14 protein-coding genes are annotated in these 11384 nt (G+C 71.4%); 6 read left to right on the forward strand and 8 right to left on the reverse strand.

The genetic code is table 11. The features are described from left to right. Nucleotides 1-32 precede the first annotated feature (32 nt). On the reverse strand, nt 33-509 hold the full coding sequence (locus ACRX5S_RS29125; protein WP_436776162.1) for a MarR family winged helix-turn-helix transcriptional regulator: 477 nt from the start codon (nt 507-509) through the stop codon (nt 33-35). Nucleotides 510-912: 403 nt separating this feature from the next. Here ACRX5S_RS29125 and ACRX5S_RS29130 point away from each other — a divergent pair, with 403 nt between their 5' ends. Next, complete coding sequence (locus tag ACRX5S_RS29130) at nt 913-1893, forward strand: hypothetical protein (RefSeq protein WP_436776114.1); 981 nt, start codon at nt 913-915, stop codon at nt 1891-1893. A gap of 330 nt (nt 1894-2223) precedes the next feature. Next, nucleotides 2224-2901 carry a hypothetical protein gene (locus ACRX5S_RS29135; RefSeq protein WP_436776115.1) on the forward strand — a complete coding sequence of 226 codons (678 nt, stop codon included), beginning with the start codon at nt 2224-2226 and terminating at the stop codon, nt 2899-2901. Between the two features lie 80 nt (nt 2902-2981). Here ACRX5S_RS29135 and ACRX5S_RS29140 read toward each other — a convergent pair whose 3' ends face one another. The 3 genes from ACRX5S_RS29140 to ACRX5S_RS29150 form a co-directional block, all read right to left on the reverse strand. After that, the gene (locus ACRX5S_RS29140) at nt 2982-4163 is read right to left on the reverse strand and encodes a cystathionine gamma-synthase (protein WP_436776116.1); all 1182 of its coding nucleotides are present in this window, start codon (nt 4161-4163) and stop codon (nt 2982-2984) included. A 73-nt stretch (nt 4164-4236) separates the two neighbouring features. Beyond that, a complete protein-coding gene (locus ACRX5S_RS29145; protein ID WP_436776117.1) occupies nt 4237-5049 on the reverse strand; it encodes a hypothetical protein in 813 nt (270 codons plus the stop codon). Nucleotides 5050-5163: 114 nt separating this feature from the next. After that, nucleotides 5164-5985 (reverse strand): hypothetical protein, encoded by an 822-nt coding sequence (locus ACRX5S_RS29150; protein ID WP_436776118.1) that lies wholly within the window; start codon nt 5983-5985, stop codon nt 5164-5166. A 154-nt stretch (nt 5986-6139) separates the two neighbouring features. On the opposite strand from ACRX5S_RS29150, the gene msrA reads away from it, so the two are divergent. Together msrA and ACRX5S_RS29160 are read left to right on the forward strand one after the other, a co-directional pair. Beyond that, nucleotides 6140-6772 carry a peptide-methionine (S)-S-oxide reductase MsrA gene (gene msrA / locus ACRX5S_RS29155; RefSeq protein ID WP_436776163.1) on the forward strand — a complete coding sequence of 211 codons (633 nt, stop codon included), beginning with the start codon at nt 6140-6142 and terminating at the stop codon, nt 6770-6772. Nucleotides 6773-6812: 40 nt separating this feature from the next. Further along, nucleotides 6813-7385 carry an SMI1/KNR4 family protein gene (locus ACRX5S_RS29160; protein ID WP_436776119.1) on the forward strand — a complete coding sequence of 191 codons (573 nt, stop codon included), beginning with the start codon at nt 6813-6815 and terminating at the stop codon, nt 7383-7385. A gap of 74 nt (nt 7386-7459) precedes the next feature. Here ACRX5S_RS29160 and ACRX5S_RS29165 read toward each other — a convergent pair whose 3' ends face one another. The 3 genes from ACRX5S_RS29165 to ACRX5S_RS29175 all read right to left on the reverse strand — a co-directional run bounded on the left by ACRX5S_RS29165 (nt 7460) and on the right by ACRX5S_RS29175 (nt 8776). Next, nucleotides 7460-8020: a hypothetical protein gene (locus ACRX5S_RS29165; RefSeq protein WP_436776120.1), complete on the reverse strand. Its 561-nt coding sequence runs from the start codon at nt 8018-8020 to the stop codon at nt 7460-7462. Nucleotides 8021-8179: 159 nt separating this feature from the next. Further along, on the reverse strand, nt 8180-8410 hold the full coding sequence (locus tag ACRX5S_RS29170) for a hypothetical protein (protein ID WP_436776121.1): 231 nt from the start codon (nt 8408-8410) through the stop codon (nt 8180-8182). A gap of 75 nt (nt 8411-8485) precedes the next feature. Then, nucleotides 8486-8776: a hypothetical protein gene (locus tag ACRX5S_RS29175; RefSeq protein WP_436776122.1), complete on the reverse strand. Its 291-nt coding sequence runs from the start codon at nt 8774-8776 to the stop codon at nt 8486-8488. A gap of 223 nt (nt 8777-8999) precedes the next feature. Between ACRX5S_RS29175 and ACRX5S_RS29180 the strand changes: the two genes are divergently transcribed. Then, nucleotides 9000-9473 (forward strand): cupin domain-containing protein, encoded by a 474-nt coding sequence (locus ACRX5S_RS29180; RefSeq protein WP_436776123.1) that lies wholly within the window; start codon nt 9000-9002, stop codon nt 9471-9473. 161 nt (nt 9474-9634) lie between these two features. On the opposite strand, the gene ACRX5S_RS29185 is transcribed toward ACRX5S_RS29180, so the two are convergent. Beyond that, on the reverse strand, nt 9635-10117 hold the full coding sequence (locus ACRX5S_RS29185) for an Asp23/Gls24 family envelope stress response protein (protein WP_436776124.1): 483 nt from the start codon (nt 10115-10117) through the stop codon (nt 9635-9637). Nucleotides 10118-10383: 266 nt separating this feature from the next. Between ACRX5S_RS29185 and ACRX5S_RS29190 the strand changes: the two genes are divergently transcribed. Further along, nucleotides 10384-11157 carry an SDR family NAD(P)-dependent oxidoreductase gene (locus ACRX5S_RS29190; RefSeq protein WP_436776125.1) on the forward strand — a complete coding sequence of 258 codons (774 nt, stop codon included), beginning with the start codon at nt 10384-10386 and terminating at the stop codon, nt 11155-11157. Nucleotides 11158-11384 lie beyond the last annotated feature (227 nt).

Consider the following 11384-nt stretch of genomic DNA (forward strand, 5'->3'; position numbering starts at 1 on the left):
CGGCCCGGGCCGCGCTCAGCTGTCGGCCGCGCTCAGCTGTCGGCCGCGGTCTGCGCCTCGGCCGCCGTCTGCGCCTCGGCCGCGGTACGCGCCGCCTGGCGCCGCACCATCGCCTGGTTGAACCGGGTCAGCAGCGCGGTGAACCGCTCCCGGTCCTCGGCGTCCCAGTCGTCGCACATCTCGGCCATCAGCCGGATCCGCGCCCGGCGTACCTCGTGCAGCCGGTCGAGCCCCATCTCGGACAGCCGCAGGAGCACCGCGCGGCCGTCGTCCGGGTTCGGCACGCGGTCGACGTACCCCTGCTCGACCAGCGGCGTGACCTGCCGTGTCACGGTCGACGAGTCGATCGACATGGCCTGTGCGAGCGCCTTGACGCCCATGGGGCCGTCGAGTTCGAGGCGGCCGAGCAGCAGGTAGGCCGCGCGGTCCATGGTGTGGCGGAGTTCGCCGGCCGCACCCAGGCGGGTCTGCTCGGCGCGCCGCGCGAACAGCGCGACTTCGTGCTGCATCCGGTCGTACAGCGCTTCGTCGGGCGCCAGGTCGGGTGTCAATTGCAGCTCACTCGTCGTGGGGATGTGGTGGCACGAAGGATAGGGCCCCGACCGTCGCGGCGTCCGCGATGTCCGCGCGTCAGGTCGCGCGCATGTCGCGGGGCGGGGGCCCGGGTGGAGACCGCAGTTCGCAGGGCGTTCGGTGTACGGCATGACGGCGGCGCGGTGGGGCAGGGTGAAGCGGGAGTCGCGCGGCGGGCGAACGCGGATGGACTTGGGCGTACCGCGTGATCGTAGCTGTGGGTAAACCTCGTGAAACCGGTCCAGATACGTGCCTACGCGTGATATTCCGGTCAAGGGAATCTATTGCGTGCCCTGGTGGAACAAGTGCACACCACAAGCCGCACCGCCGGGAGGTGTCGTGCATCGCCGCGATCAGCGTGAGTTCGACGCGTTCGTCCGCGCCGTGGGGGACCGGCTGCTGCATACCGCCGAACTCCTGACCGGCGATCCCGTGCGTGCCGAGCGCCGGGTCAACCGGGCGTTGGCCCGCACCTATCTGAAATGGCGTCACTCGGCCGAGCCGGATCCCACGCGGATCGCACACCGGGCGCTGGTCGCCGGATACCTGGACCCGTGGCGGCCGTTGCCCTGGCGTCCGCAGACGGTGCGGCGGGCGGGACGGGGCGGCGGTTCCGGTACGACCGGATCGGCAGGGGGCTGGGCGGGGGTCGCGTCCGGCGCGGGGGTCGGCGCGTCGGTGGTGGCGTCGGCCGCGGGCGGCGAGTCCGGCTCGTGCACGGACGCCGAGGCGGAGCGGGCCCGCGACGAGGTGTTGCGAGGGCTGGACCGGCTGACGCGGTTGGAGCGGGCGGTCACGGTGCTGCGGGCGTACGCGCGGCTCGACGAGTTCGACACGGCCGAGGCGTTGGCGGTACGCGAGGCGACGGTGCGCTCGGCGTACTTCCGGGCGGCGGCGCGCCTGGCGGCGGCCGGGTTCGCGGCGGGAGCGGGAGGCGGGGGCGCGGGGTCCGCTGCGGCGGACGCGGGGTCCTCCACGGCAGGCGCACAGTCCGCTGCGGCAGGCGCGGGGTCCTCCGCGGCGGGCGGCGGCTCGGAGCGGCCGCGTGCGCACGTGGCGGCGGTGACGTGGACCGCGGGGGTGGGTGTCACGTACGGCGGCTCGGCGTCGTCGGGGTTGGCGGGTTCGTCGGCACCGCTGAGCGGTTCGGCCGCAGAAAACGTGACGAACTCGGCTGCCCTGTCGGCGTCTTCGATCCCGTCCCGCGCTCCGGCCCCGTCAACCGGACCAACTGTCAAGGGTTCCTCTCCGGCCACCTCGGCCCCGTCCGGAACAGCAGGTGCCGCATGCCCGACCGATGCCCCGGAAACCTATGCGTAGCAAGGGAGTTGGCCGTTCGTACGCGACCTACCGGGCGCCCCCGTCCCCCCTCTCCCGCGGTGCGTTTCCCGGACCGCGCGCCGGGCATCGCGTAAGAAGTGGCCGACACAACCGATGCGGCGCCGGGAACGGCGCCAACAGCCGTGTGTCTCCCGGCTGACCGGTCCGAGGAGGGCCGATGAGCGAGCGCAGCGAGCGGGCAGGCGAGGGGACGCGTACGGTCGTTGCCGCCGCCGGACCGGCCGGGGGCGGGGCACTTGGGGGCGGGGTAGCCGGGGGCGGGGCAGTTGGGAGCGGGGCGGTCCGGGGCGCGGCAGTCGGGGGCGCGGCATGAGCGTCACCGTCGAGCCGACCCCGTCCGCGACGCCGCCGGACTACCCGATGCGGCCGTTGCCGCCGGGGGTGTCGCGGCGCGCCCGGCGTACCGCGGTCCGGCTGCGGCTCACCCGGCTGCTCGCCGCAGTCGTGGCCGGGACGGCGCTCGCCGCGGTGGCCGCGGTGACCGTCCCGGGCCCGGCCGAACGCCGCGCGCTCCCCTCCCCGGAACCGTCGCCGCCCGGGCCGGTGCCGACCGAGCCGAGTCGGCCGATCCCGCGTACCGCAGTCGGGCTGGGCGCGAACGCCTGGGTGCACGCCCAGGGTTGGTGCATCGGCGACCTGGCGTCGGACGCGTCGACCGGGGTCGTCAACTCGTGCCGGTTCCTGCCGCGCCCGGGCGGGCTGGACGTGGCCGTGCTCAGCCCCGGCGAGTACGCGCCCGCCGGATACTCGCTGGTCGTCGCGGTCGCCATCGGCCCGACGGCACCCCCGACCGCGCTGCGCGGGCGCCTGACCGACGGCTCCGGTTCCGGCGACATGGCGACCGACCGGGTACCGGGGCTGCCCGGCGTGATGTTCCTGTGGGGCTTCAGCCGCACGGGCACGGTGTCGGTGGACGTCCAGACCGCGGACGGCTCGGCGTTCGCGTCGTGCAGCGACTGCACGGCGGCGGGCCGCATCGCGACGTGACGGACGCCGGGACGCGCGTCCCGACACGCACCCCGACACGCACCCCCGGCCCGCCTGCCGCCGACCTGACTCCGGACGCCTCAGCGCAAGGCCTGCTCCAGATCCGCCAGCAGATCCTCCGCGGTCTCGATCCCCACCGACAGGCGCACCAGATCCGCCGGAACCTCCAGCGCCGACCCCGCCGCCGACGCGTGCGTCATACGGCCCGGGTGCTCGATCAACGACTCGACGCCGCCCAGGGATTCACCGAGCGTGAACAGCCGCGCGCGGTTGCAGACGTCGACCGCCTGCTCCTCGCCGCCGACCACCCGGAACGACACCATGCCGCCGAACGCCTTCATCTGCTTGACCGCGACGTCGTGCCCCGGGTGGCCCGGCAGACCCGGGTACAGCACCTCCGCGACGGCCGAGTGCGCGCCCAGCAGTTCCACCACGCGCTCGGCGTTGGCGCAGTGCCGGTCCATGCGCACCCCCAGGGTCCGGATGCCGCGCAGCGTCAGCCAGGCGTCGAACGGCCCGGCCACCGCGCCCATCGCGTTCTGGTGGTACGCCAGTTGCTCGCCGAGCTCGGCGTCCGCGGCGACGAGGGCTCCGCCGACGACGTCCGAGTGGCCGCCCATGTACTTCGTGGTCGAGTGCACGACGACGTCCGCGCCGAGCGTCAGCGGCTGCTGCAAGTACGGCGACGCGAAGGTGTTGTCGACCACCAGCAGCGCCCCCGAATCCCGGGCGATGTCCGCGAGTTGCGCGATGTCCGCGACCCCGAGAAGGGGGTTGCTCGGCGTCTCGCACCAGATGACCTTGGTGGCGCCGGGTCGGATCGCCTTGCGCACCGCGTCGGCGTCGCCGGAGTGCGCCGGGGTCCAGTCCAGGCCCCAGCGGTCGAGGACCTTGGCGAAGAGGCGGAACGTACCGCCGTACGCGTCGTTCGGGATCACCACGTGGTCGCCCGGCTTGCACACCGTACGCAGCAGGCAGTCCTCCGCGGCCAGCCCCGACGCGAACGCCAGCCCGCGCACCCCCGCCTCCAGCGCCGCGACGCACTCCTCCAACGCGGTACGCGTCGGGTTGGCCGAGCGGCTGTACTCATAGCCGCCGCGCAGCCCGCCGACGCCGTCCTGCTTGTACGTCGACACCTGGTAAATCGGCGGAACAACCGCGCCGGTAAGCGGGTCGGGCTCCTGACCGGCATGGATGGCCAGCGTCTCGAAGCCGTGGTTCGTCTGATCGATGCCGGGATTGCCGGGCTGTGCAGCGCTCATGACCGCAACGCTAGCCGGTCCACCCCGCCCGTCCCGCGTCCTCGCCCACCGCGAGTCTCCAGAGCGCGACCCATCACTCCCCCTTGACCCGCAACCGCTCCGACATCAGCGCGAGCGCGTCCGAGATCCGGCTGCGCAGTTCCTCGTCGACCGTCGTGCCCGGGACCGTCAGGGACCGCTCATAGCCATAGGGAGTCTGCGCGGACACCAACACGACGACGCGCCCCTTGCGGGCGACGGCTTCGAGGTAGCGGGTGAGGTGCGCCTGCCCTCGGGGCGACCGCCCGACGCGGACCCCGTGCACGGCGACGACCTCGTCGAATCCCTCGGCGCCCGGAACGGCGACGCGCTCGACTCCGTCGACGCGGAGATCCTCGGCCAGGTAGTAGATGCCGCAGCGTTCCGCCGCGTCGCGCGAGTACCCGAACTCAATCCGGGCGGACAACGGCCCGTGGTGGACCGTGACGGCGGAAACGACGCCGTAGTCGCCTGAATCATCCTGGTGGTCCGAATCGGCCTGCTGCCCGCCGGAATGGCCGTACCAGCGGCTTATCGCGGCCGGCGTGCCCTCGGGGAGCGCAAGGTGCTCAAGCTCGCACTCGTCGTCAAGGCGGGCGGTCTGGAGGGTGTCCGACTCGACGCCGTCGTCGGGGTCCAGGCCGAGGTTCCAGTCCTCGGCCCGCAGCAAGACGTCGCGGGCCAGGTCGATCGCCGCCTTGTCGGCGGACACGGCCGGTTCCGCGTCAAAGTCCATGACGGGGAAGCGCCCGGCATCGACGATGCTCTTCGCGTATCCGTCGGACGCCGGCCCGGCTGTGCAGCCGGTCACCGTCAGCAACACCGCGGCGGCGCCCAGCCCGAAGCGGAGCGCAGTCGATCGACCCATCAAATCGCCCTTGTACTCAGGAAACAGGGCGTACGTGCCGACGCCGCGGAGCGACATCCAAACACACGGTGTCCGGAAGCCCCGGAGGCGCCCCCGCACTCCGGATGGCCGCGCTCAGTCATAGCGGTAGACGATGCGGGCCAGCATCTCCGCGAGCGCGTCCGACGCCCGCTGCCGCAGGTTCAAATCCAGCGGCCCGCCGACCTCATGGGCCTCAGCCTCGTTGTCGGCGGGAGCGTCGATGTACACCGAGACGACCACGTTGCCCTTGCGGGCGACGGCGTCGACGTAGCGCCAGCCGTCCGGCGGGCCGTAGTCGCGCACCGTGACGTAGCCGCCGTCCACGGCCACCTCGTCGTATCCCGCGACCTTGTCGAGTACGACCGCGCGCACATCGTGGTAGGTGATGTCGCCGAAGTACTGCTTGCCACAGCGCTGCCCGGCCTCGCGGTAGGCGTCGATCTCGACATCCGCGACCAGCGGCCCATTGTGGATCACGACCGACGAACTCGCGGAGATCCGGTACGAATCCAGGATCTCTTCCTCGTTCGACCGCCAACTGGGCAGGTGTTCCGGCAGTGGGAGGAAGGACCACACGGCCCCCGCGGCAGGCGTGCCTTCGGGCAGGACTACTGCGGAGAGTCGGCAGTCCTCGTCGACCAGGGGCGTCGCCCACAGTGCGAGGTCGACTGTGCCGAACGTGACGAAGTCCTTGCCCCAGTCGTCGGCCCGCATCACGATGCCGAGCACCCGTTTGACAGCCTCGGCGTCGGATGATTCCGGCGGGTCGTCGTACTCGCCGAGGACCTCGAAGGTCCCCGCGTCGCGGACGTCCCGTGCCTGGCCTTGGACCCCTGACGCGGCTCCGCAGCCCGTCACCGTCAGCGACAATGCCACCGCTGCGAGCCCCCACCGCCACGCCCCCCGGCGCGCCATGGAATCCCCTCCGTATTCAGATTGTTGGGCGTACTGTGTCGACGCCGCGGAGCGACATCCAAGCACAGCGCGCGACCGCGCCTGTCGGCACTCCCGCCGGTACCCGACGACGGAGGACACCGTGCTCTTCAACCGCAGGGACTTCACCCCCCGCATGCCCGATCCCGACGAGGTACTGAAGGGCCGGGCCGAACGCCCCTTCTCCGTCCCGGACCGGCACACGGTGCTCGGCAACCCGCTGGAGGGGCCGTACCCCGAGGGCCTTGAGGTCGCCGACTTCGGCCTCGGCTGTTTCTGGGGCGCCGAGCGCAAGTTCTGGCAGACCCCGGGCGTGTGGACCACGGCCGTCGGCTACCAGGGCGGCACCACGCCGAACCCCACCTACGAAGAGGTGTGCAGCGGCCGCACCGGCCACACCGAGGCCGTCCGCGTCGTCTTCGACCCCGCCCAGGTCTCCTACGAAACCCTCCTCAAGGTCTTCTGGGAAGCCCACGACCCCACCCAGGGCTACCGCCAAGGCAACGACGAAGGCACCCAGTACCGCTCGGCCGTCTACACCCACTCCCCCGAACAGGAAGCCGCCGCAAAGTCCTCGCGCGACGCTTACCAGCAGGTCCTGACCAAGGCCCTGCACGGCGAGATCACCACCGAAATCCTCCCCGCCGACACGTTCTACTTCGCCGAGGCCTACCACCAGCAGTACCTCGACAAAAACCCCAACGGCTACTGCGGCCTCGGCGGCACCGGCGTCTCCTGCCCCATCGGCGTGGCAAAGGCCGATGGCTGATCGGGTTCATCGTGTCAGCCGGTGATGCCAGCATCGGCCCGTGGACGCCGCGCCGGAGACTCCAAGTCACCTTGATCTACTCGTCGAGCTGCTCGGAGACCCGCCGTGGCGATCGCAGGCTGATCGGGCTGCCGACGCCGGCGCATGGGATCGGCTCGAACGCCACCTTGGCGTCGCACTGCCCAAGGACTACAAGCGCTTTGTCGACCTGTATGCGCCGTGCGCCCTCGGCGGGTATCTCGGCGTTCCTCATCCGCGTCGAGGCAAGCCGCCATTGCTCGGCGACATGATCACCGGCTGTGTGGAGGTCGTGCGCAACGCGCGGGAGGATCTGGAGGACGTTCCGCCCGCGCCGCCTGCGGGGCACCCCGACCTGCTCGCCTGGGGTCACCACAGTTGGGAAGGCGACCTCTGCTTCTTCGCCCCTGAGTCGTCGGACCCGTCGACTTGGACCCTGGGTGTGCTGTACCGGCAACAACAGGGCTACTTCGTCTACGCCGGCTCGTTCACGGCCTTCATCCACGGGCTGCTCACCGAATCCCTCAGCCCCACCGACCACCCGGGCTGGTTCACGACGGACCCGTTGTGGGTCCCGGACGAGCCATGGCGTTGACACACCGCAGACGGATAGCCCAGAGCAAGCTCGGCGCCCGGGCACCGGCAAGACCAACTGCGCCACGCCTCAGCTCAGAAGTCGGGGTTTGCTGCGGGCTCTGGGGCAGGGGCTGACTTGCCGAGCAGCAGGGTCAGTGACGCCAACATGCCGACCAACCAGCAGGCCAGCATGGGGATGGGGTGGCCGGTGGCTGTTGTGGTGGCGAAACCGAGGATTGCTGCTGAGAGTACGAGGGCAGCGGCGCGGTGGCGGGGGTTTCCGGTGGTCCAGACTCTGTGCAGCCATCCGGTGCGCTTCCAGAAGTTGAGGAATCCGAGCGCGATGAGGAGGCACCAGGCCACCAGGACGGGCGTGGGGAAACGGCCCGGGGAGTCGGGTCCCGGTTCGTCGCGGGTGAAGGCGATGAGCCCGGCGATCAGCGCTACAGGGCCCGCCACGGCGAAGATGGCGCCCAGGGCACGCACGAAGCCGACGCCCCATCGGGCCCCGTGCAGGTCGGCGAATTGTGGGTGGACCACGGCGGCGGTGTGGAGGCGTCGGGCCGCGCCTCGGAAGTCGGTGGCGATGATGAGGCCGCAGGCGGTTGCGCCCAGGCCCCAGGCCACCAGGAACGGCCACGCGTCCCCGGTCATGTCCTCTCCCCCGCTCTGTGAGTCGGTAGTCGGCTTTCGGCGACTGTAGGGAGCAGGGGCGTGCGGGCGTCATGCCGGGGGTCGGCAGTGACGGGGTTGGGAACGTGCCGTGTTGGGGTGGAGGCTTCCGTACCTCGGATGTGCTGCGGGGGCGGCGCGTCAGTGGAAGGTTTTGGTGGATTCGGGGGCGGTCAGGGCCGCTGTGGCTTCGGCGCCGGCGCCGTGGACGCCCCAGATGCCGCCTACGGCGCGGGCGGTGACGGTGTGGGTTCGCTCGGAGGCGAGGCCCTCGACGGTTGTGGTGCGGGTGGGGCTGCGGCGGGCGACGAGGACGGTCAGGACGATGAGCGCCGCCGCGAGGGCGGTGGCGAACAGGGCGATGGTGGCCATCGGGGCTCCGATCGTACGTTCGTGCGTTCCGTCGTGATGCCCGGTGTCGGCCGCGCCAACCGGGTGGCGGGCCGGTCAGCGGTCTATTGCGGCCAGACCCTTCTGGAGGTCTTCGAGGTTCATGACGGGGCGGATCGCGACCGACATGCCGTTGGAGAAGAGCTTTTCGCCGATGCTCGGCATCTGCGAGGAGTCCTGCATGTCGAACACGAAGAAGCAGGTGCGCTGCCCGTTGGTGGTCGTGAAGTAGGCCGCCTCGGGCTTGATCTGCTCGACGAGGGACTGAAGCAGTTTCGGCATCGTGCCGTTCGCGATGGCCTCGTTGGCCGCGTCGTTGTCCATACGTCCGGTCAGCAGCACACGCATGACGTTCACCTGGTTTCGGCGCGGACCGCGCACGGCGTCGTGGGAGGCGGCGCTTCGGGGCGCACCCGGTCGCACGCAATTCCAGAATCTCCCCGGCGGGGCACGCAGGGCAAGGGCGGAGCCAAAGGTGGGGCGCGGTGCCGCTGTGGGCGTCCGGGTGATCACTCGCGGATACTGGGACGAGGAACGAAACGCAGGTCCTCCGGGGGTTTGGAGGCGCGCCATGAGCAGTGGTGACAGGCGGTACATGCTCAAGCCCGGCGAGGGCATCGGCGGTGAGCGGACGTTCTTCGGGCGGCCGCTGCGGATGCTGGCGACGGGGCGGCAGACGGGCGACGAGTTCACGCTGTCCGAGCGGCGGGCCGACCGGGCGTTCCGGACGCCCTGGCATGTGCACCACATCGAGGACGAGGCCTTCTACGTGCTGTCCGGCGCGCTGGAGGTCGCGTGCGGCGACGCGCGCTGGCGGGCCGAGGCCGGGGCGTTCGTGTTCCTGCCGCACAGCGTGCCGCACGCGTTCCGGGTGGTGTCCGACGAGGCGGCGACGCTGCATCTGACGCAGCCGTCCGGCTTCGAGGAGTTCGCCGCCGAGATGGCCGACGCGGAGTTGTCGGACGCCGGCCTCCCCGCCGTCGCGGAGGCCGCGCACCGGGCGGGGTACGAGGTGCTGGGCCCGTCGCCCTTCCCGGACGACTGAGGCCGCAAGGGGCGACTGCGAAACGGGGGTACGGCGGCCGCCCCTCTGCGACCGCCGTACCCCCGGCCTCCCGCCAGAAGAGGCCGTTTCGGGGGTCCCGCGCACGGACTCGCGTACGAGTTGCCGTGAACGGGCTCGCCTACGAGCTGCTCGTGTACGGGCTACTGCAACGAACGGCCCGACGAGCTGTCGTCGTCGCCCATGTCGATGTAGATGTCGTCGACGGACAGGTTGACCTCGACGACCTCCAGGCCGGTCATCCGCTCGACCGCCTCGATGACGTTCTGCCGCACCGCGTGTGCGACCTCGGCGATGGCGACGCCGTACTCGACGATGATCGTCAGGTCCACCGCGCACTGCCGCTCGCCGACCTCGACGCTCACGCCCTGCGCGACGTTCGGCTTGCCGCCCGGGACGCGCTGGCGGACCGACGCGAACGCCCGCGACACGCCCTTGCCCAGGTCGTGCACGCCGCCGATCTCGCGCGCCGCGATACCGGAGATCTTGGCGACCACCGAGTCCGCGATGGCGGTGCGCCCCTTGTCGGAATCGAGCGCGGACACCTGGATCGAGTGGCCGGACGTGGACCCGGACGGCGCGGGTGCGCCTCCGGTCTCGGCGGCCTTGACCTGGCGGTCTGCCATGGGAACCTCTTTCGTCGTTTCGCGTCGCGTCGTTCGCGAGCAGGGCGCGGTCCTGCGTACAAGACCCTGACATTCCCCGGTTTGCCTTCCGGCATTCCCCTGCAAATCACATCAATCATCCGCACGGGCCAACCGCGGCCCCCCACCCGCCACTGGAACGTGTTTCAATTCGCCGACCGAAGCACTTGAACCGGCGGGGGTCTTGCGCATCTGATGGGGGCAGACGACCCCGGGCGGCCCCGGCCGCCCATGCGAGGAGGAAAGCAGTGGAGAGGTTCCAGGATCGGCGCATCATCGTCACCGGCGGCGGGTCGGGCATCGGCCAGGCCACCGTGCTGCGGCTGCTGCGCGAGGCGGGCACGGTCCACGCCGTCGACGTCAACGCGGACGGGCTGGAGAAGACCCGCGCGATGGCCAAGGAGGCGGGGGTCGACGGCAAGCTGTCGACCGCGGTGCTGGACGTCTCGAACGAGGCCGCGGTCGCGGAGGGCGTCGGCGAGACGATCACGCGCCTCGGCGGGCTGGACGTGCTGGTCAACGCCGCGGGCATCCTCCGTGCGGGTCACACCCACGAGTTCTCGCTCGACGTGTGGAACCAGGTCATCAACATCAACCTGACGGGCACGTTCCTGATGACGCGCGCCGCGCTGCCCGCGCTGCTGGAGACCGGCGAGGGCGCGGTCATCGTCAACTTCAGCTCGACGTCGGCGGCGTTCGCGCACCCGTACATGGCCGCGTACGCCGCGTCCAAGGGCGGCATCGACGCCTTCACGCACGCCATCGCGCTGGAGTACAGCCGCCAGGGCCTGCGCGCGCTGTGCGTCGCGCCCGGCAGCATCTCCAGCGGCATCGTCGACGACACCCCCAACCAGGTGCCGGCGGACGCCGAATGGGAGCTGTTCGGCAAGCTCATGCCGATCATCGGCGAGGGCATGGCGCACCCGGACGTGATCGCGGGCATGATCGCGGCGCTGGCGTCCGAGGACGGCAAGTTCGTCACCGGCACGACGCTGCGCATCGACGGGGGCACGCACGCCTGACGCTCGTACGGTGCCCGCGACGCGGTGAGCGGCGCGCGGGTCGTGGCACGGGTCGGGCGCGGGTCGCGGCACGCGGTACGAGTCGCGGCACGCGGTACGGGTCGCGGTGCGCGGTACGAGTCGCGGCACGGGTCGTGGTGCGCGGTACGGGTCGTGGCGCGCGGTACGGGTCGTGGCGCGCTTCGGACACCACGACGGCGGGCGCCGGACAGGGACTGGAGGTCCCG

Origin of the sequence: Yinghuangia sp. YIM S09857 (assembly GCF_051388915.1) — a bacterium.
Taxonomy (GTDB): Bacteria; Actinomycetota; Actinomycetes; order Streptomycetales; family Streptomycetaceae; genus Yinghuangia.